This window comes from Methylibium sp., assembly GCF_965279545.1.
Lineage (GTDB): Bacteria > Pseudomonadota > Gammaproteobacteria > Burkholderiales > Burkholderiaceae_C > Methylibium.
Genome location: NZ_OZ257250.1, coordinates 1,386,033 through 1,405,308, shown reverse-complemented (window position 1 = coordinate 1,405,308; position 19,276 = coordinate 1,386,033). Strand labels below are relative to the sequence as shown.

The following is a 19,276-nucleotide window of genomic DNA, read 5'->3' as shown; positions in this document are numbered from 1 at the left end:
TCGTCCGGAATCTCTCGTCAACGGTTCACGTCGATCACCACGCGCCCGCGCACCTTGCCCGACAGGATGTCATGAGCCGCGGGGATAGCCTGCTGGAGTCCGAGGACCTGCGTCACCGCATCGAGTTTTTCCACGTCGAGATCGCGGGCCAGCCGCTCCCAGGCCTCGGCCCGCAGGTCGTACGGGGCCATGACCGAGTCGATACCGCACAGCGTGATGTTGCGCAAGATGAACGGCAGCACGGAGGTGGGGAAGTCCAGGTCCTGCGCGAGACCGCAGGCCGCCACCGTGCCGCGGTACCTGATCGAGGCGCACACGTTGGCGAGGGTCGCACTGCCGACGGTATCGATCGCCCCGGCCCATTTCTCCTCCCCTAGCATTTCGCCGGGGCTGGCCAGCGCCGCCCGGTCGAGGATCTGGTTCGCCCCGAGTCGCTTGAGGAAAGCCGCCTCTTCGAGCCGGCCCGTCGAAGCCGCGACATCGAACCCCAGCTTGGCCAGCACGGCGATGGAAATCGTGCCCACGCCGCCGGCGGCGCCGGTGACGAGGATCGGCCCCTGGTCCGGCCGCACGCCGTGCCGCTCGAGTGCCAGCACGCAGAGCATCGCGGTGTAGCCAGCCGTGCCGATGGCCATCGCGTTCAGGGTGGAGAACTGGCGCGGCACCGGGATGAGCCATTCACTCCTGACGCGCGCCTTCTGGGCCAGACCGCCCCAGTGGCTGTCGCCAAGGCCGTAGCCGTTGATCAGCACCTTGTCGCCCGGCTTGAAGCGTGGGTTCGTGCTCGACTCCACCGTACCGGACAGGTCGATCCCGGGCACCATCGGCCAGCTTCGCACCACCGGGAACCGCCCGGTGATCGCCAGCCCGTCCTTGTAGTTGATGGTGGAGTATTCGACCGATACGAGGACATCGCCTGGCGGCAAGCTGTCCTCGGAGAGGTCTCTCACTTCGGACAGGACGGCGGTATCGGTCTTCTGCAGGAAAACAGCGCGAAACATGGGGACTCCTCCGGTAGCGGAAAGCGGCCAAGGCAAGGCTTCTCGAACTGAAGCCGTGGCTTGCGGACAGGGCCGAACTATCTACGCTCATGCCTGTATTCGAGGTCTTGCGTGACCCCGTGCGCCTGATCCGCGGATGAGTGGAGGACTCCCCGTCGAAGATGCTACTACCCTGGGCCATCCTGTCCAGCGGGAGTAAGCTCACAAGCTGTTGCAATCAACGGGGTGCTTCAGATGGCTTCGTACAGTTCAGGTCCACGCCGGCCTCCCGCCAAGCCGATACGCCCGCTGTCATCGCTGGCGGTCGATCTCGACTTGAGTGATCCGGAGCCGAGCGACGAGGGTGACTGGATCGATTCGACCTTCGAGCTGCGCAGCGGCTTGACGGTGATCGAGCACCCGATCGACACGCTGCCGGGCGAGTTGCAGGACGCCTTCAAGAAGCGCTGAGTCGCGGGCCGCGCAGGCACGCGACCCTGCGGTGGCGTCAGCAGCGGCGGTCGGAGTTCCGCCGCTGGGTCCTGCGCTGATCGGCCGCGGCCACGCCACGGGGCCGACGCTCGCGATCCACCGTCTGCTGAATCAGCACTTCCAGCTGATCGCTGGCCAGGCTGTCCAGCGGTCGCTCGCACACGTCGAGCCCGCATTTCAGATCGAACGACGAAGCCAGCCAGCCGCTGGCTTCCGTCTCGCTGCCGCCGGCGACGGACGGCTCGGAGGAAGACTCGCCCGCACCGAACGGGCGAGACTTGGCGTTTGACAACGACATCGATACCTCCAGTGGCGCAGGCGACAGCCGGCGATGGGCAAGCTTCGTCGATCTGCGTCGCCAGCGCGTCCCGACGGTGGGGTGGCTCCGATGGGGGAGCCGGGCCGTTGCCGGGTTGCCGACGCGAGCCTGCGTGCGTCACAGGGCGTGGGCTTGGAGCTGCTCCAGCTTCACGAAGGCGAGCGCGCGCTCGTGGGTGCTCTCCAGCACCACGGGCGGCGCGACCCCGGCTTCCAGGGCCTCTTTCCAGCGCAGTGCACACAGGCACCAGCGGTCGCCCGGTTTCAGGCCGGCAAAGCGCCATTGCGGCCGGGGCGTGACGAGGTCGTTGCCGCGTTCGCGCGAGAACGCGAGGAAGGCGGCCGTGACGCGGGTACAGATCACGTGCGTGCCGCTGTCCTCTGCGGTGGTGTTGCAGCAGCCGTCGCGGGAATAGCCGGTCAGGGGGTCGAAGGAGCAGGCGCGCAGCGCGTCGCCGAGCACGTTCAGCGCCATCGGGCCGTTCACTTCGCGGGCACACCCTTGTTGAGCAGGGCCATCGCGGTGCCGATCAGCGCCGAGACCTCGCTCATGTTGCCGGGCACGATCATGGTGTTGTTCTTCTGTGCGAGCTGGCTGTAGGCCTCGACCGCGCGCTCGGCCACCTTCAGCTGCACGGCCTGCTCGCCGCCGGGCTCGCGGATCGCCGCGGCAATCTGGCGGATCGCGCCTGCCGTGGCTTCGGCCACCGCCGTGATGGCCGCGGCTTCGCCCAGGGCGTTGTTGATCTCGGCCTGCTTCTCGCCCTCGGAGCGGGCGATGAAGGCCTCGCGCTCGCCGGTGGCGATGTTGATCTGCTCCTGGCGCCGGCCCTCGGAGGCGGCGATCAGCGCGCGCTTCTCGCGCTCGGCGGTGATCTGCGCCTGCATCGCATGCAGGATCGCGGCCGGCGGCGTCAGGTCCTTGATCTCGTAGCGCAGCACCTTGACGCCCCAGTTCAGCGCCGCCTCGTCGAGTGCGTTGACAACGGCGGCGTTGATGGCATTGCGCTCCTCGAAGGTCTTGTCGAGTTCCATCTTGCCGATCACGCTGCGCAAGGTGGTCTGCGCCAGCTGGGTGATCGCGACGATGTAGTTCGAGGCGCCGTAGCTGGCGCGCATCGGATCGGTGACCTGGAAGTACAGGATGCCGTCGACCGTGAGCTGGGTGTTGTCGCGGGTGATGCAGACCTGGCTCGGCACGTCCAGCGGGATCTCCTTCAGCGAGTGCCGGTAGGCGAGCCGGTCGACGAAAGGCACGAGGAAGTTCAGGCCGGGCACCAGCGTGGTGTGGTACTTGCCGAGCCGCTCGACGACCCAGGCGCTTTGTTGTGGTACGACCTTGATCGAGCGGGCGATGAAGATGGCGGCGATGAAGAAAAGGACGATGGCGACAAATTCCATGGAGTGTCTCGGGAAAGGGCTGTTTCAGCGGACCAGCAGCAGGCGGCTGCCATCGATGGCATGGATGACGTGCTCGCCGGGAGCGGGCGCGCCGTCGCCGGCGTAGCGCACACTCCACTGCGCGCCGCGGTAGTGAACGGTGGCCGAGCCGTCGGTCTGCCATTCGCTCACGTGCACGCGCTCGCCGATGTCGAGGTTCACGTCGCGGTTGGCGCCGGCCGGCGTTGCCGGCGGTTGGCGCAGGCGCCGCAGGTGCCAGGCGATCACCGCGCCGCCACCGACCAGCGCCGCAGCGAGCAACTGGGCGCTGAAGCCGAGGCCGGCGTGCGCGGCGAGGGCCGCGGCCCCGAGCCCCAGCGCGAGCATCAGCAGGTAGAAGGTGCCGGTGGTGAGTTCAGCGGCGATCAGCGCGCCGCTCGCGATCCACCACCAGGTGGCGGCACTCCAGTCCATCGGGGGCTCCTTGGTGCGGGCTTGCGCCTGATGAAGATGTTGCGTTCAGTGTACGACGCGGGTTTTCACGCCCGGGGACATCAGGGGCGCACGGGTGAAGCCCTAAACTCCGCGCTTCCTTGAGCGGGGTGGTCCCGCCAGCGCCCGCCGGAGGCTCCGAGATGCTGCATTTTCGTTTTCCCATCGTCATCATCGACGAGGACTTCCGCTCGGAGAACACCTCGGGTCTGGGCATCCGCGCGCTGGCCGACGCCATCGTGAAAGAGGGCTTCGAGATCCTCGGCGTCACGAGCTACGGCGACCTGAGCCAGTTCGCGCAGCAGCAAAGCCGCGCCAGCGCCTTCATCCTGTCGATCGACGACAACGAGTTCACGCACGACGGCCCCGAACTCGCGCCGGCGGTCGTGAACCTGCGCCAGTTCATTCGCGAGATCCGCCGCAAGAACCTCGAGATCCCGATCTACCTGTACGGCGAGACGCGCACCTCGCAGCACCTGCCCAACGACGTGCTGCGCGAGCTGCACGGCTTCATCCACATGTTCGAGGACACGCCGGAGTTCGTGGCGCGCCACATCATCCGCGAGGCCAAGAGCTACCTCGACGGGTTGGCGCCGCCGTTCTTCAAGGCGCTGGTCGACTATGCGCAGGACGGCTCCTACTCCTGGCACTGCCCCGGCCACAGCGGTGGCGTGGCCTTCCTGAAGAGCCCGGTCGGGCAGATGTTCCACCAGTTCTTCGGCGAGAACATGCTGCGCGCCGACGTCTGCAACTCGGTCGACGAGCTCGGCCAGCTGCTCGACCATACCGGCCCGGTGGCGCAGAGCGAGCGCAACGCGGCGCGCATCTTCAACGCTGACCACTGCTTCTTCGTCACCAACGGCACCAGCACCAGCAACAAGATCGTCTGGCACCACACGGTGGCGCCGGACGACGTGGTGGTGGTGGACCGCAACTGCCACAAGTCCATCCTGCACGCGATCATCATGACCGGCGCGGTGCCGGTCTTCCTGCCGCCGACGCGCAACCACCTCGGCATCATCGGCCCGATCCCGAAGGCCGAATTCGAGCCGGCGGCGATCCGCAAGCGCATCGCCGCCAACCCGCTGCTCGCGCACGTGGACCCGGCGACCGTCAAGCCGCGCATCCTCACGCTCACGCAGAGCACCTACGACGGCGTGCTCTACAACACCGAGACCGTCAAGGGCCTGCTCGACGGCTGGATCGACACGCTGCATTTCGACGAGGCCTGGCTGCCGCACGCGGCCTTCCACAAGTTCTACGGCAGCTACCACGCCATGGGCAAGAGCCGCCCGCGGCCGAAGGAGGCGGTGGTCTACGCGACGCAATCGACCCACAAGCTGCTGGCCGGCCTCAGCCAGGCCTCGCAGGTGCTGGTGCAGGACGCGCAGAACACCAGGCTCGACAGGCACCTGTTCAACGAGGCCTACCTGATGCACACGTCGACCTCGCCGCAGTACGCGATCATCGCGAGCTGCGACGTGGCCGCCGCGATGATGGAGCCGCCCGGCGGCACCGCGCTGGTGGAGGAGAGCATCCAGGAGGCACTCGACTTCCGCCGCGCGATGCGCAAGGTCGACAAGGAGTTCGGCAAGGACTGGTGGTTCAAGGTCTGGGGCCCGGACAAGCTGGCCGAGGACGGCATCGGCAAGCCCGAGGACTGGATGATCAAGGCCGACGCCAAGTGGCACGGCTTCGGTCCGCTGGCCGAAGGCTTCAACATGCTCGACCCGATCAAGTCGACCATCGTGACGCCGGGGCTGGACGTGGCCGGCAAGTTCGCCAAGACCGGCATCCCGGCCTCCATCGTCACCAAGTTCCTGGCCGAGCACGGCGTGATCGTCGAGAAGACCGGGCTGTACTCGTTCTTCATCATGTTCACGATCGGCATCACCAAGGGCCGCTGGAACACGATGGTAACGGCGCTGCAGCAGTTCAAGGACGACTACGACAAGAACGCGCCGCTGTGGCGCATCCTGCCGGAGTTCTGCGCCCAGCATCCGCGCTACGAGCGCCTGGGCCTGCGCGACCTCGCACAGAGCATCCACGAGGCCTACGTGAAGGGCGACATCGCGCGACTCACGACCGAGATGTACCTGTCCGACCTGCAGCCGGCGATGAAGCCCAGCGAAGCCTACGCCCACATTGCGCACCGCAAGACCGAGCGGGTCGAGATCGAGGCGCTCGAAGGGCGCATCACGACCTCGCTGCTGACGCCTTATCCGCCGGGCATTCCGCTGCTGATCCCGGGCGAGCGCTTCAACAAGAAGATCGTCGACTACCTGCGTTTCACGCGCGACTTCAATCACCGCTTTCCCGGCTTCGACACCGACGTGCACGGTCTGGTCGAAGTCGAGATCGAAGGCGACGGTGGGCCGCGGCGCTACTACGTCGACTGCGTGCGCGACTGAGCCCCGCCACCGGCGGTGCGAAGCCGGGCCGTCGGGCATCCGGACCGGGACGACGCCTGGCCGTTCGCTGCGCGTCATGGTGCAGAACCATGCGCTCCAATTGCTGACGATGGATCGCGATCCCGGCGCTCTCGCCGGCGGGGCAGCGCGTCGCGGCAGCGGGGCTCGTGGATCCGCCGCGCGGCTGGGCCTTTGCCGGCCGCCGGCTCACAGGAGCGCGCGCGATGCGCCGAGCAGCGCCGGCGAGGTCGGGCTCTGGATGACGAACACCGGGATGGCGGCCAGATAGGGAGCGAAGCGGCCCTTCGCTTCGAAGCGCGCACGGAAGTCGGACCGTTCGAGCGCATCGGCGATCTGCGGCACGATGCCGCCGCCGACATAGATCCCGCCGCGCGCCCCGAGCGTCAGCGCGAGATTGCCGGCCACACAGCCGAGGAAGCCGAAGAACATCTCCAAGGCCTCGACGCTGTGGGCATCATGGGCCGCGATGGCACTTCGGGTGACGAGTGCGCCGGTGAGGCCGGCCGGTGCGGGCTTGCCATCGAGCCGACAGAGCGTCTCGACCAGCGAGACCAGCCCCGGTCCCGACACGGCCCGCTCCGCGGAGGCGTGGCCGAAGCGCCGGTGCAGCGCCAGCAGCACCGCGTTCTCGCGCTCGGTGGTCGGGCTCAGCGTCACGTGGCCGCCTTCGCCCTGCAGCGGCACCCAGCGGTCCAGGCCGGGCACGGGCAGCAGGCCGGAAACACCGAGCCCGGTGCCCGGCCCCACCAGGCCGATCGGGGTTTCGGGCACGGCCGCAACGCCCCCCACCTGGCGCAGCTGGTCCGGCGCCAGGACCGGCAGGGCCAGCGCGAGCGCGGTGAAGTCGTTGACCACCTCCAGCCGCGCGAAGCCCAGTGCACGCCGCAACCCGGCGATCGAAAACGACCAGGCGTGGTTCGTCATCTGCACCCGGTCCCCGGTGATGGGGTTGGCGATGCCGATGGCACACCAGGGCGGGGCCGTCCGCTGCAGATCGGCGAGGTAGCGGCGCAGCGCCAGCTCGAGCGAGGGGTGGTCGCGCACGGGATAGCTGCGCACATCGGTCAGCGGCGCGTCGGCGTCGTCCTGCCAGGCGAAGCGGGCATTCGTGCCGCCGATGTCGGCCAGCAGACGGGCGGCTTTTTCCACGGAGGCTAGTGTGCACGCCACCCGGGACATTTCGCCGTGCCGCTGCGGGGTGCGGGTCGCCATCCGCCGCACGGGTGCCTCCGGCCGTCGGCGGGCAGGTGCGTGCCCGAGGCGCCGACGCGCTGGCCGGGTCAGCCTTCGCTCAGCGCGGCACCACCGCCCATCACCCGGCTGAAGCCGGCATCGACATAGGTGATCTCGGCCGTCACGCCGGCCGCCAGGTCACTGAGAAGGAAGGCCGCGACGTTGCCGACGTCGTCGATCGTGACGTTGCGCCGCAGCGGCGCATTGCTCTCGACCAGCTCCAGGATCTTGCCGAAGCCCTTGATGCCCGAGGCGGCCAGCGTCTTGATCGGGCCGGCCGAGATGCCGTTGACGCGCACGCCCCTGGGGCCGAGGCTACCTGCCAGGTAGCGCACGCTGGCTTCGAGCGACGCCTTGGCCAGACCCATGGTGTTGTAGTTCGGCACCACGCGTTCGGCGCCGAGGTAGGTCAGCGTCAACAGGGCGGCCTGCGGCGCCAGCAGCGGCGCGGCGGCCTTGGCCATCGCCGGGAAACTGTAGGACGAGATGTCGTGAGCGATGCGGAAGGCCTCGCGACTCAGGCCGTCGAGAAAATCACCCGCGATCGCCTCGCGGGGCGCGAAACCGATCGAATGGACGAAGCCGTCGAACTGGGGCCAGGTTTCCCCGAGCTGCTTGAACATCGCCTCGATCTGGGCATCGTCGGCCACGTCGCAGTCGAAGAGGAGCGTGGAGTCGAACTCCCTCGCGAAGTCGGTGGTCCGCTCCTTGAAACGTTCGCCGACATAGCTGAACGCCAGCTCGGCGCCCTCGCGCCGGCAGGCGCGGGCGATGCCGTAGGCGATCGAGCGGTTGGACAGCAGTCCGGTGATCAGCAGCCGCTTGCCGGCAAGAAAGCCCATGTCGTGTCTCCATCCGCACTGTTTTCAGCCTGAAATTCTGGCACGGCGCGGTGCCTCCGGAGCGCTCTTGACACCCCAGTCTCTTGTCGGTACTGCGTGCTCCAGCTACAATCGACCCTCGCTAGACCAGATTTCGCTAAACAGAAATTGGGCCGGAGACTCCAGCCCTTTTTTTTTGCTCGATTCTTTTTTGCAGTCCATTGGAGCGGGTTTCACCCCAGGGTCGTCCAGACGATGAGTTGGCAGGCAGCCGTTGAAAAGACCGTGACCGGTTTCGGTTACGAGTTGGTGGAATGCGAGCGCAGCTCGCAGGGGCTGCTGCGTGTGTTCATCGACCGTGTTCCGGGGCAGGCCTACGACAGCGGTGCGGGCGACTTCGTGACGGTCGAGGACTGCGAGAAGGTGACGCGCCAGTTGCAGTATGTGCTCGAGGTCGAGGGTTGCGACTACACGCGGCTCGAGGTCTCGTCGCCCGGCCTGGACCGGCCCCTGAAGAAACCGGCCGACTACGCACGTTTCGCCGGCGAGCGCATCGACATCACGCTGAAGCTGGCCTTCCAGGGACGCAAGAAATACCAGGGCGTGGTGGCCGCCGCCGGCGACGCGTGGGAGCTTCATTTCAACGACGGCAAGGACGATCAGGTCTTGGGATTCACGCTCGAGGAAGTCCGCGAAGCCCGGCTGGTGCCGGTCGTGGATTTCAAGGGCCGCAAGGGCAAGGAGCAAGCCGAGCCCGCGGCACAGGTACCCGGAGGTTACGAACAATGAACCGCGATCTGTTGGACTTTGTGGATGCAATCGCTCGCGAGAAGAGCGTGGAGCGCGACGTGGTGTTCGAGGCCGTCGAGGCGGCGCTCGCCTCGGCGAGCAAGAAGCTGCAGGGCGGCGAGGTCGACATTCGCGTCTCGGTGGACCGCGACACGGGCGAATACGAAACCTTCCGCCGCTGGCTGGTCGTGCCCGACAGCGCCGGCCTGCAGAACCCGGATGCCGAGGAGTTGCTGACCGACGCGCGCGACCGCCTCGAGGACATCGAGGAGGGCGACTACATCGAAGAGGCGATCGAATCGGTGTCGATCGGCCGCATCGGTGCGCAGGCCGCCAAGCAGGTGATCCTGCAAAAGGTGCGCGATGCCGAGCGCGAGCAGCTGCTCAACGACTTCCTGTCGCGCGGCGACAAGATCTTCGTCGGCACCGTCAAGCGCCTCGACAAGGGCGACCTGATCGTCGAGAGCGGCCGCGTCGAAGGGCGCCTGAAGCGCAGCGAGCTGATCGCCAAGGAGAACCTGCGCACCGGCGACCGCGTGCGGGCTTACATCACCGAGGTCGATACCACGCAGCGCGGCCCGCAGATCCTGCTGTCGCGCAGCGCGCCGGGCTTCATGATCGAGCTGTTCCGTCACGAAGTGCCGGAGATCGAGCAGGGCCTGCTCGAGATCAAGAGCTGCGCCCGCGATGCCGGTTCGCGCGCCAAGATCGCCGTGCTGTCGCATGACAAGCGGGTCGACCCGATCGGCACCTGCGTCGGTGTGCGCGGTTCGCGCGTCAACGCCGTCACCAACGAGCTCGCCGGCGAGCGTGTCGACATCGTGCTGTGGTCGGCCGACCCGGCCCAGTTCGTGATCGGTGCGCTGGCGCCGGCCAACGTGCAGTCGATCGTGGTCGACGAGGAAAAGCACGCCATGGACGTGGTGGTCGACGAGGAGAACCTCGCCATCGCCATCGGCCGCGGCGGCCAGAACGTGCGGCTCGCCTCCGAACTCACCGGCTGGCGCATCAACATCATGAGCGCCGAGGAGTCGCAGGACAAGCAGGCCGTCGAGTCGGAGTCGATCCGCAAGCTGTTCGTCGACAAGCTCGACGTCGATGCCGAAGTGGCCGACATCCTGATCGCCGAAGGCTTCACCAGCCTCGAAGAGGTGGCCTACGTGCCGCTGCAGGAAATGCTGGAAATGGACGCTTTCGACGAGGACACCGTCCACGAGCTGCGCACGCGGGCCAAGGATGCGCTGCTGACGATGGAGATTGCCCAGGAAGAGAAGCTCGAGCGCGTTTCGCAGGACCTGCGCGACCTCGACGGGCTGAGCCCCGAGCTGATCGCCAAGCTGACCGAAAGCGGCATCCACACGCGCGACGATCTCGCCGACCTGGCGGTCGACGAGTTGACCGAGCTGACGGGGGTCGCGGAAGACGATGCGAAGGCGCTGATCATGAAGGCGCGCGAACACTGGTTCACCGCCTGAGTCGCCACCTGCACTGCACTTCGCCCCACCGTTCGCACCGATACACCAAGGACACTCCACAATGGCTGTGACTACCGTCGCACAGTTTGCCGCCGAGCTGAATCGCCCGGCCGCGGCGCTGCTCGAGCAGCTTCACTCCGCCGGCGTCGCCAAGGCGTCGACGGACGACGCGCTGACCGAAGCCGACAAGGAGCGTCTGCTCGATTTCCTGCGCTCATCGCACGGGACCGGCAGCGCCGAGCGCAAGAAGATCACGCTGACGAAGAAGTCGACCACCGAGATCAAACAGGCCGACGCTTCGGGCAAGGCACGCACGATCCAGGTCGAGGTGCGCAAGAAGCGCACCTTCGTCAAGCGCGACGACGCGCCGGCGACGCCTGAAGAGGTGGAGGTTTCCGCGCCCGTGATCGACGAGGTCGAGCTGCAGAAGCGCGAGGAGGAAGCCAGCCGCCAGGCCGAGCTGCTGCGCCGCCAGGAGGACGATCTGGCCGAGAAGCGCCGCGTGCGCGAAGCACAGGAACAGGCCGAACGCGAGGCGGCCGAAGCGCGCCAGCGCGCCGCTGCCGAAGCGGCCGCTGCCGCGCTCGCCGCGGCGGCCGCCGAAGCGCCCGCCAAGAAGGTTGAAGCCCCTGTCGCGAACGACAAGCCGCCGGTGACCGTGGCAGCGCCCGCGGCGCCGGCCGAAGCGCCGAAGCCCGCCCTGCGCGTGGTCAAGGCGGCCGACATCGAGGCCGAAGAGAAGCAGAAGGCCGCCGACCTTGCCAAGCGCCGCAAGGCGGCCGAAGACGAAGCCTCGGCGATCCGCGCGATGATGAACGCGCCGAAGAAGGTGCTCGTCGCGAAGAAGCCCGAGGAGCCGAAGCCGGCCGAAGGCATCAAGGGCACGATCCACAAGCCCACGGCCAAGCCGGGTGTTGCCGCGGCGCCAGGTGCGCCGGGGGCTGCCAAGCCGGGCGACAAGAAGTCGGTCAAGTCCGAGAAACTGTCGTCGAGCTGGGCCGATGACGCCGCGAAGAAGCGCGCCGCGCTGCGCGGCGGTGGTGCCCGCCCGGACAACAGCCGCGGCGGCTGGAAGGCGCCGCGCGGCGGCCGACGCGGTGGCGACCGGGGCGACAGCCCGTCGAGCTTCAGCGCGCCGGTCGAGGCCCAGGTCTACGAAGTGCACGTCCCCGAGACCATCAGCGTGGCCGACCTGGCGCACAAGATGTCGGTCAAGGCCTCCGAAGTCATCAAGCAGCTCATGAAGCTCGGTCAGATGGTCACCATCAACCAGCAGCTGGACCAGGAGACCGCGATGATCCTGGTCGAGGAAATGGGCCACAAGGCCTTCACGGCCAAGCTCGACGACCCGGATGCCTTCCTCGAGGAGGACGTGGAGGTGACCGACGTGCCGCTGGAGCCGCGCGCTCCGGTGGTCACGGTGATGGGCCACGTCGACCACGGCAAGACCTCGCTGCTCGACTACATCCGCACCACGCGCGTGGCGGCGGGCGAGGCCGGTGGCATCACGCAGCACATCGGCGCCTATCACGTCCAAACGCCGCGCGGCATGATCACCTTCCTCGACACGCCGGGCCATGAGGCCTTCACGGCGATGCGAGCGCGTGGCGCCAAGGCCACCGACCTGGTGATCCTGGTCGTCGCGGCCGACGACGGCGTGATGCCGCAGACCAAGGAAGCGATCCACCACGCCAAGGCGGCCGAGGTGCCGCTGATCGTGGCGATCAACAAGATCGACAAGCCGGGCAGCAACCTCGAGCGCGTGCGCAGCGAGCTGATTGCCGAGCAGGTCGTGCCCGAGGACTTCGGCGGCGAGTCGCCGTTCGTGTCGGTGTCGGCCAAGACCGGGCAGGGCATCGACGAGCTGCTCGAGCAGGTGCTGCTGCAGGCCGAAGTGCTGGAGCTCAAGGCCCAGGTCGCCGCGCCCGCCAAGGGCCTGGTGATCGAGGCCCAGCTCGACAAGGGCCGCGGCCCGGTCGCGACGGTGCTGGTGCAGTCGGGCACGCTCAAGCGCGGCGACGTCGTGCTGGCCGGCTCGACCTACGGCCGCGTGCGCGCGATGCTCGACGAGAACGGCAAGGCCACCACCGAAGCCGGCCCGTCGATCCCGGTCGAGATCCAGGGCCTGACCGAGGTGCCGCAGGCGGGCGACGAGTTCATGGTGTTGTCCGACGAGCGGCGCGCGCGCGAAATCGCCACCTTCCGCTCCGGCAAGTACCGCGACGTGAAGCTGTCCAAGCAGCAGGCCGCCAAGCTCGAGAACATGTTCGAGAACATGGGCCAGGGCGAGGTGCAGACGCTGCCGCTCATCATCAAGGCCGACGTGCAGGGTTCGCAGGAGGCGCTCGCCGCCTCCTTGCTCAAGCTCAGCACGGCCGAAGTCAAGGTGCAGATCGTGCACGCGGCGGTCGGCGGCATCAGCGAGAGCGACGTCAACCTGGCCATCGCCTCCAAGGCCGTCATCATCGGCTTCAACATCCGCGCCGATGCCGGGGCACGCAAGCTGGCCGAGGGCAACTCAGTCGACCTGCGCTACTACAGCATCATTTACGACGCGGTCGACGAGATCAAGCTGGCGATGACCGGCATGCTGGCGCCGGAGCAGAGGGAAGAGCTGATCGGCACCGCCGAGATCCGCACCGTGTTCGTGGCCTCGAAGATCGGCACCGTGGCCGGCTCGATGGTTACCTCCGGCATCGTGCGCCGCAACGCGCGCTTTCGCCTGCTGCGCGAGAACGTGGTCGTCTACAGCGGCGAGATCGAATCGGTGCGCCGCATGAAGGACGACGTGCGCGAGGTCGCGACCGGCTTCGAGTGCGGCATCAAGCTGAAGAACTACAACGACATCAAAGAGGGCGACCAGTTGGAAGTCTTCGAGATCAAGGAAGTCGCCCGAGCGCTGTAAAGCGGAGTTGGCCTCGTGCACAGACCCCGCCCTCGAAAGTCGGCGGGGTTTGTGCTTGAAGGGGCGGTCCAGGAGCAAAGCATGAAGCACAAGCGCGCCATTCCCAACCGCAGCCTGCGCGTGGCCGACCAGATCCAGCGCGACGTGGCCGAGCTCATCCGCGACCTGAAGGACCCGCGTGTCGGCATGGTCACGGTGCAGGCGGTCGAGGTCACGCCCGACTACGCGCACGCCAAGATCTTCTTCTCGGTGCTGATCGGCAGCCCCGAGGACTGCGCGGCGGCGCTGAACGAGGCCGCGGGTTTCCTGCGCAACGGTCTGTTCAAGCGCCTGCAGATCCACACCGTGCCGACGCTGCATTTCCAGTTCGACCGCACCACCGAGCGCGCCGCCGACCTGAACGCGCTGATCCACCAGGCCAACGCCACGCGGGCGAAGGACGCCGACGATCAACCCGGCACCCAGGAGGACTGACGTGCACCCGGCCCCGTTGACTCGCCCGCCACGCCGTGCGCCGCACGACGTGCGCGAGCCCCGCCCGCCGCGCCGCGCCCTGCACGGCGTGCTGCTGCTCGACAAGCCGCTGGGCTGGTCGAGCAACGACGCGCTGCAGAAGGTCAAGGGCATGCTGCGGGCCGAGAAGGCGGGCCACACCGGCACCCTCGATCCGCTGGCGAGCGGCCTGCTGCCACTGTGCTTCGGCGCGGCCACCAAGTTCTCGCAGGCCAGCCTGGACGCCGACAAGACCTACCGCGCGACGCTCAAGCTCGGCGTCACCCGCGTCGGGGGCGACGGCGAAGGCAAGGTGCTCGAAACGCGCCCGGTGCACTTCGACGAAGCCGCGCTGCACGCCGCCTGTGCCGCCCTCACGGGCGAGACGCTGCAGCTGCCGCCGATGCATTCGGCACTGAAGCACGAAGGCAAGGCGCTGTACGAATACGCCCGCGCCGGCGTCGAGATCGACCGCACGCCGCGCCGCGTCACGGTTCATCGGCTGGTCATCCTGCGCTGGCAGGCTGACGAGCTCGACATCGAGGTCACCGTCAGCAAGGGCACCTACGTTCGCACGCTCGCCGAAGACCTGGGCGCCGCGCTCGGCTGCGGCGCGCACTTGAGTGCGCTGCGCCGCACCGCCAGCGGGCCGGTGAGCCTGGACGACGCCATCACGATCGACGCGCTGCAGGCGCTCGAGCCCGGGCAGCGCGAGCAGCGCCTTCTGCCGCCCGATGTGCTGCTGGCCGACTGGCCGGCGGTGCCGCTGGCCGCCGACGAGGCCGCACGCTTCCTGTCCGGCCTGCGCCGGCGTGTCGAGACCGGCGACTGCACCGCCGTGCGCGTGTACGGGCCCGCCGACGTCTTCCTCGGCAGTGCGCACGTGACGGCCGGCGAACTGATCCCGGGGCGGCTGCTGAGCCCACCCGAAGTGCAGGCGCTGAGCCAGGCCGCAAGCGCCGCACCCTCCACCGAATCCAAGCAAGTGAGCACGACATGACGACCAGTACCAATGCCCGCCAGATCCGCAACGTCGCGATCATCGCGCACGTCGACCACGGCAAGACCACGCTCGTGGACCAGCTGCTGCGCCAGAGCGGCACCTTCCGCGAGAACGAGAAGGTCGCCGAGCGCGTGATGGACAGCAACGACATCGAGAAGGAACGCGGCATCACGATCCTGTCGAAGAACTGCGCGGTCGAGTGGAAGGGCACCCACATCAACATCGTCGACACGCCCGGACACGCCGACTTCGGCGGCGAAGTCGAGCGCGTGCTGTCGATGGTCGACAGCGTGCTGCTGCTCGTCGATGCGGTCGAGGGCCCGATGCCCCAGACCCGCTTCGTCACCAAGAAGGCGCTGGCGCTGGGTCTCAAGCCCATCGTCGTCATCAACAAGGTCGACCGCCACGGCGCGCGCGCCGACTACGTGATCAACGCGACCTTCGACCTGTTCGACAAGCTCGGTGCCACCGAGGAGCAGCTCGACTTCCCGATCGTCTACGCCTCGGGCCTGAACGGCTGGGCCACGCTGACGCCGGGCGAGGTCGGCACCGACCTGGCGCCGCTGTTCGACGCGATCCTGCAGCACGTGCCGCCGCACGAGGGCGACCCCGAAGGTCCGCTGCAGCTGCAGATCTGCTCGCTCGACTACTCGACCTTCGTCGGGCGCATCGGCATCGGTCGCATCAACCAGGGCACGCTCAAGCCGATGCAGGACGTGGCGGTGTTCTCCGGCGAGGACAGCATCCCGTTCAAGGCACGCGTCAACCAGGTGCTGAAGTTCGAAGGCCTGGAGCGCAAACAGGCCGCCGAGGCCGGGCCGGGTGACATCGTGCTGATCAACGGCATCGAGGACATCGGCATCGGCGTCACTCTGACCGACATCGACGACCCGGTGCCGCTGCCGATGCTGGAGGTGGACGAGCCGACGCTGACGATGAACTTCTGCGTCAACAATTCGCCGCTGGCCGGCCGTGAGGGCAAGTTCGTCACCAGCCGCCAGATCCGCGACCGTCTCGACCGCGAGCTGCAGAGCAACGTGGCGCTGCGCGTGAAGGACACCGACGAGGACGGCATCTTCGAGGTCTCGGGCCGCGGCGAACTGCACCTGACCATCCTGCTGGAGAACATGCGCCGCGAGGGCTACGAGCTCGCGGTGAGCAAGCCGCGCGTGGTGTTCCACGAGGTCGACGGCGAGCGCCAGGAGCCGATGGAGCTGGTCACCGCCGACGTCGAAGAGCAGCACCAGGGCGGCGTGATGCAGGCGCTCGGCCTGCGCAAGGGCGATCTCGTGAACATGGAGCCGGACGGTATGGGCCGCGTGCGGCTCGAGTACCGCATTCCGGCGCGCGGGCTGATCGGCTTCTCGAACGAGTTCATGAACCTGACCCGCGGCACCGGGCTCATCAGCAACATCTTCGACGGCTACGAGGCCTACAAGGGCGAGCTCGAAGGCCGCAAGAACGGCGTGCTGATCAGCCAGGACGACGGCGAGATCGTGACCTATGCGCTCGGCAAGCTCGACGACCGGGGCCGCATGTTCGTCAAGGCCGGCGACCCGGTCTACGAAGGCATGCTGGTCGGCATCCACTCGCGCGACAACGACCTGGTGGTCAATGCGGTGCGCGCCAAGCAGCTCACCAACTTCCGGGTCAGTGGCAAGGAAGACGCGATCAAGATCACGCCGCCGATCATCCTGTCGCTCGAGTACGCGGTCGAGTTCATCGCCGACGACGAACTGGTCGAGATCACGCCCAAGTCGATCCGGCTGCGCAAGCGCCACCTGAAGGAGCACGACCGCAAGCGCGCCTCGCGCGAGGCGGCCTGATGCACCGTCAGGACCGATGACGCACGGGCGCGCGGTCACGCTGATGATCGTGGTGACGCTCCTGTGGAGCATCGCCGGCGTCGTCACCCGCCAGCTCGACGCGGCGCGCAGCTTCGAGGTCACGTTCTGGCGCAGCCTGTTCAACGCGCTGGCGCTGGCCGTGGCGCTGAGCGCGATGCGCGGGGCGGCGTTGTGGCGCGGCCTGCTGCGCGCGCCGTGGCCGGTGTGGGTGTCGGGCCTGTGCTGGGCGGTGATGTTCACCGCCTTCATGGTGGCGATCACGCTGACCACGGTGGCCAATGTGCTGGTCACGATGGCGATCGGCCCGCTGATCACCGCGCTGTTCGCGCGGCTCTTCCTGCACCACCGGCTGCCCGCGCGCACCTGGGCGGCGATCGCGGTCGGCGGCCTCGGCATCGCCTGGATGTTCGGCCAGGAGGCGGCGGGTGCCGGCATGTCGCTGGCCGGCACGCTGGCCGCGTTCGCGGTGCCGCTGGCCGCGGCGGCCAACTGGACCGTGCTGCAGCACACCGGCCGTGGCTCCGGTGATCCCGACGAACCGGCCCTGCAGGACATGCTGCCGGCCGTGCTGATCGGGGCGTTGATCTCGGCCGCGGTGACGCTGCCGTTCGCCTGGCCGCTGCAGGCCTCCGGCCACGACCTCGGCCTGCTCTGGATGCTGGGGGCGGTGCAGCTCGCGATCCCTTGCCTGCTGGTGGTGCGCCTGACGCGCGAGCTGCCGGCGCCGGAGATTGCGCTGCTCGGCCTGCTCGAGGTCCTGTTCGGCGTGACCTGGGCCTGGCTGGGGGCCGGCGAGCAGCCGGGGGCGAACACGCTGACCGGCGGCGCGCTGGTGCTCGGCGCGCTGGTGGTCAACGAGGCGCTGGCCTTGCGGCGCCGGCGCTGAAACCCCCGAGCCCCCGCATCGCACTGTGCTGCTAGGCTGGGGGCCCGCAAGGCAGAGGAGGCCACCGATGCAGAAACCCGCACGTTTCCTGGTGTTGATCGAGTCGGGCGGCGCGATGCTGGCGCGGCTGTTCGATGCCGAGCGGCGGCAGCACGCCGAGTTCGACGGTTCGTCGGAAGAGGTGGCGGTCATGACCGCCGGGCTGACGCCCACGCACGACGCCGCGGCGACGGACTGGGACGCGGCGCTGGCCGGACACAACCGCAACGAGCGCCGCGCCGCGCAGGTCTACGCGCTCGACGTCTGAGCCGGGGCGGCCGCTCACGCACCGGGGCCATGCCATGCAAGTGAAGGCGGGTGACGTCAGCCTCGAGGTCGAAATCCACGGGCCGGCGCACGCGGAGCCCCTGCTGCTGATCATGGGCCTGGGCATGCAGCTGATCGCTTGGCGCGAAGGCTTGGTCGAGCAGCTGGTGGCGCGCGGCTTTCGCGTGATCCGCTTCGACAACCGCGACGTCGGCCTGTCTCGGCATTTCGACCACCTCGGCACGCCCAACGTGCTGTGGCAGGGCCTGCGCCATTGCGTGCGCCTGCCGGTGCGCTCGGCCTACACGCTGCGCGAGATGGCGCTGGACTCGGTGGCGCTGCTGGACGCGCTGGGCATCGCCCGGGCGCATGTGTGCGGCGCCTCGATGGGCGGCAGATCGTACGCTGTGATGACTCGGAAGGCTGCCTGCCGCCCAACTTTCTAGGGGGCTACGAACTTCTCAGCGTCGCCGCTTTCTATAGCAGACAGCATTCGGTGATACATAGACAAAATATCGTCGTTCTTCTTCACATCACCGCCAGCCATTTCTTGCAAAGCGCGCTCGAATCTATCTGCATAGCAACTCGGCCCCGTGATGCATAGAAGCGCTAGGTCGGGATCCCCAGCATCGCACGTTAAGCCCAGACCGCAAGGCAGAAGGTAGTAGGCGGCAATGATGGCTGGACCTTCGTTGACGTAGTACTTTTCGCCGTCAAAGTAGGCATAGATCCCGTGATCGTCCTTCGATAAAGAGAGTCTGAGATTGATATCGCTTATGACTATGGGGTCCGCTGTCTCCAAGATTTTCTTTGTTTGCGCCAATCGTGAAGCAACTGTACCGCTCCGGCTCACCTCAATAAACTGATTGACCTCGCTCATCAGCACGTCCGGCCCTTCTTTCTGGCTCATTAGCGCCCTCCGCGAGTAGGCGCTGTACTCGTCTTCGGTAAACTGCGCACATTTGGCCTGCAGAAGATTGAATGCTGCGATTGCCTTGGTGTGGTTTTCAGCAGGAAGCCCTGCTAGATTGGGCTGCCCCTGGGCAAGGAGATCAGTCGAAGCTACGATGGAGGCGCACAAGTCCACAAGAGCACTGGCATAAAAGCGCCCACCGATCTCCGGGTGCTGCCAAGAATCTAGGACGAGTGCTCGCCCGTTTCCCGGAGAACGAAATTTGGCGAGCAACTGCCTTCGTGCGTCGCTCTCTGTCGCGATGACAGGTGAGCGACTTGCGGTGGGTGCCTCCTTGCCCGACGCCCCCCTCACGTTAGACGCTCGAACTGGTACGTGCATGACCTCTGCTGGCCTCGGTACGATGACCGGCGAGTCAGCGGTTTGAGACTGATATCCGGCTATCAGCGCAAACCCGATCACCATTGCAGCCAGCAAAGCTGGTTTCCACTTCATGTCAGCCATACGAGCCC

19 protein-coding genes are annotated in these 19,276 nt (G+C 67.5%); 11 read left to right on the top strand and 8 right to left on the bottom strand.

The window, feature by feature from the left end:
- Positions 1–17: 17 nt before the first annotated feature.
- Positions 18–1,001 (bottom strand): MDR family oxidoreductase, encoded by a 984-nt coding sequence (locus tag ACQY9S_RS06530; protein ID WP_428424071.1) that lies wholly within the window; start codon positions 999–1,001, stop codon positions 18–20.
- A gap of 234 nt (positions 1,002–1,235) precedes the next feature.
- On the opposite strand from ACQY9S_RS06530, the gene ACQY9S_RS06525 reads away from it, so the two are divergent.
- The gene (locus ACQY9S_RS06525) at positions 1,236–1,451 is read left to right on the top strand and encodes a hypothetical protein (protein WP_428424069.1); all 216 of its coding nucleotides are present in this window, start codon (positions 1,236–1,238) and stop codon (positions 1,449–1,451) included.
- Positions 1,452–1,488: 37 nt separating this feature from the next.
- Here the strand turns inward: ACQY9S_RS06525 and ACQY9S_RS06520 are convergent, their stop codons facing one another.
- The 4 genes from ACQY9S_RS06520 to ACQY9S_RS06505 all read right to left on the bottom strand — a co-directional run bounded on the left by ACQY9S_RS06520 (position 1,489) and on the right by ACQY9S_RS06505 (position 3,644).
- Positions 1,489–1,764 (bottom strand): hypothetical protein, encoded by a 276-nt coding sequence (locus tag ACQY9S_RS06520; protein WP_428424067.1) that lies wholly within the window; start codon positions 1,762–1,764, stop codon positions 1,489–1,491.
- Positions 1,765–1,908: 144 nt separating this feature from the next.
- Positions 1,909–2,265 carry a DUF2237 family protein gene (locus ACQY9S_RS06515; protein WP_428424065.1) on the bottom strand — a complete coding sequence of 119 codons (357 nt, stop codon included), beginning with the start codon at positions 2,263–2,265 and terminating at the stop codon, positions 1,909–1,911.
- An 8-nt stretch (positions 2,266–2,273) separates the two neighbouring features.
- The gene (locus tag ACQY9S_RS06510) at positions 2,274–3,191 is read right to left on the bottom strand and encodes an SPFH domain-containing protein (RefSeq protein ID WP_428424063.1); all 918 of its coding nucleotides are present in this window, start codon (positions 3,189–3,191) and stop codon (positions 2,274–2,276) included.
- Positions 3,192–3,215: 24 nt separating this feature from the next.
- On the bottom strand, positions 3,216–3,644 hold the full coding sequence (locus tag ACQY9S_RS06505; protein ID WP_428424061.1) for an NfeD family protein: 429 nt from the start codon (positions 3,642–3,644) through the stop codon (positions 3,216–3,218).
- A 161-nt stretch (positions 3,645–3,805) separates the two neighbouring features.
- Between ACQY9S_RS06505 and ACQY9S_RS06500 the strand changes: the two genes are divergently transcribed.
- Positions 3,806–6,073, top strand: a complete 2,268-nt coding sequence (locus ACQY9S_RS06500) for an Orn/Lys/Arg decarboxylase N-terminal domain-containing protein (RefSeq protein WP_428424059.1) — start codon at positions 3,806–3,808, stop codon at positions 6,071–6,073.
- 207 nt (positions 6,074–6,280) lie between these two features.
- Here the strand turns inward: ACQY9S_RS06500 and glk are convergent, their stop codons facing one another.
- The gene (gene glk, locus ACQY9S_RS06495; RefSeq protein ID WP_428424057.1) at positions 6,281–7,243 is read right to left on the bottom strand and encodes a glucokinase; all 963 of its coding nucleotides are present in this window, start codon (positions 7,241–7,243) and stop codon (positions 6,281–6,283) included.
- Between the two features lie 131 nt (positions 7,244–7,374).
- Positions 7,375–8,169, bottom strand: coding sequence for an enoyl-ACP reductase FabI (gene fabI, locus ACQY9S_RS06490; RefSeq protein ID WP_428424055.1), 795 nt, complete (start codon positions 8,167–8,169; stop codon positions 7,375–7,377).
- 234 nt (positions 8,170–8,403) lie between these two features.
- On the opposite strand from fabI, the gene rimP reads away from it, so the two are divergent.
- The 9 genes from rimP to ACQY9S_RS06445 all read left to right on the top strand — a co-directional run bounded on the left by rimP (position 8,404) and on the right by ACQY9S_RS06445 (position 18,297).
- Positions 8,404–8,937, top strand: coding sequence for a ribosome maturation factor RimP (gene rimP, locus ACQY9S_RS06485; protein WP_428424053.1), 534 nt, complete (start codon positions 8,404–8,406; stop codon positions 8,935–8,937).
- Positions 8,934–10,412: a transcription termination factor NusA gene (gene nusA / locus ACQY9S_RS06480; protein WP_428424051.1), complete on the top strand. Its 1,479-nt coding sequence runs from the start codon at positions 8,934–8,936 to the stop codon at positions 10,410–10,412. The genes rimP and nusA overlap by 4 nt, the downstream gene beginning before the upstream one ends.
- 61 nt (positions 10,413–10,473) lie before the next feature.
- Positions 10,474–13,317 (top strand): translation initiation factor IF-2, encoded by a 2,844-nt coding sequence (infB, locus tag ACQY9S_RS06475; RefSeq protein WP_428424049.1) that lies wholly within the window; start codon positions 10,474–10,476, stop codon positions 13,315–13,317.
- Positions 13,318–13,398: 81 nt separating this feature from the next.
- Positions 13,399–13,791: a 30S ribosome-binding factor RbfA gene (rbfA, locus tag ACQY9S_RS06470; protein ID WP_428424047.1), complete on the top strand. Its 393-nt coding sequence runs from the start codon at positions 13,399–13,401 to the stop codon at positions 13,789–13,791.
- Position 13,792: 1 nt separating this feature from the next.
- Positions 13,793–14,809, top strand: a complete 1,017-nt coding sequence (truB, locus tag ACQY9S_RS06465) for a tRNA pseudouridine(55) synthase TruB (protein WP_428424045.1) — start codon at positions 13,793–13,795, stop codon at positions 14,807–14,809.
- Complete coding sequence (gene typA, locus ACQY9S_RS06460) at positions 14,806–16,638, top strand: translational GTPase TypA (protein ID WP_428424043.1); 1,833 nt, start codon at positions 14,806–14,808, stop codon at positions 16,636–16,638. The genes truB and typA overlap by 4 nt, the downstream gene beginning before the upstream one ends.
- Positions 16,639–16,654: 16 nt before the next feature.
- Positions 16,655–17,545 carry a DMT family transporter gene (locus ACQY9S_RS06455; RefSeq protein ID WP_428424041.1) on the top strand — a complete coding sequence of 297 codons (891 nt, stop codon included), beginning with the start codon at positions 16,655–16,657 and terminating at the stop codon, positions 17,543–17,545.
- A 67-nt stretch (positions 17,546–17,612) separates the two neighbouring features.
- Positions 17,613–17,852 (top strand): hypothetical protein, encoded by a 240-nt coding sequence (locus ACQY9S_RS06450; RefSeq protein WP_428424039.1) that lies wholly within the window; start codon positions 17,613–17,615, stop codon positions 17,850–17,852.
- Between the two features lie 34 nt (positions 17,853–17,886).
- Entirely contained in the window at positions 17,887–18,297 is a 411-nt protein-coding gene (locus ACQY9S_RS06445) for an alpha/beta fold hydrolase (RefSeq protein ID WP_428424037.1), read from the top strand.
- Here ACQY9S_RS06445 and ACQY9S_RS06440 read toward each other — a convergent pair.
- Entirely contained in the window at positions 18,294–19,268 is a 975-nt protein-coding gene (locus ACQY9S_RS06440; RefSeq protein ID WP_428424035.1) for a hypothetical protein, read from the bottom strand. The two genes, ACQY9S_RS06445 and ACQY9S_RS06440, sit on opposite strands and share 4 nt — an antisense overlap.
- Positions 19,269–19,276 lie beyond the last annotated feature (8 nt).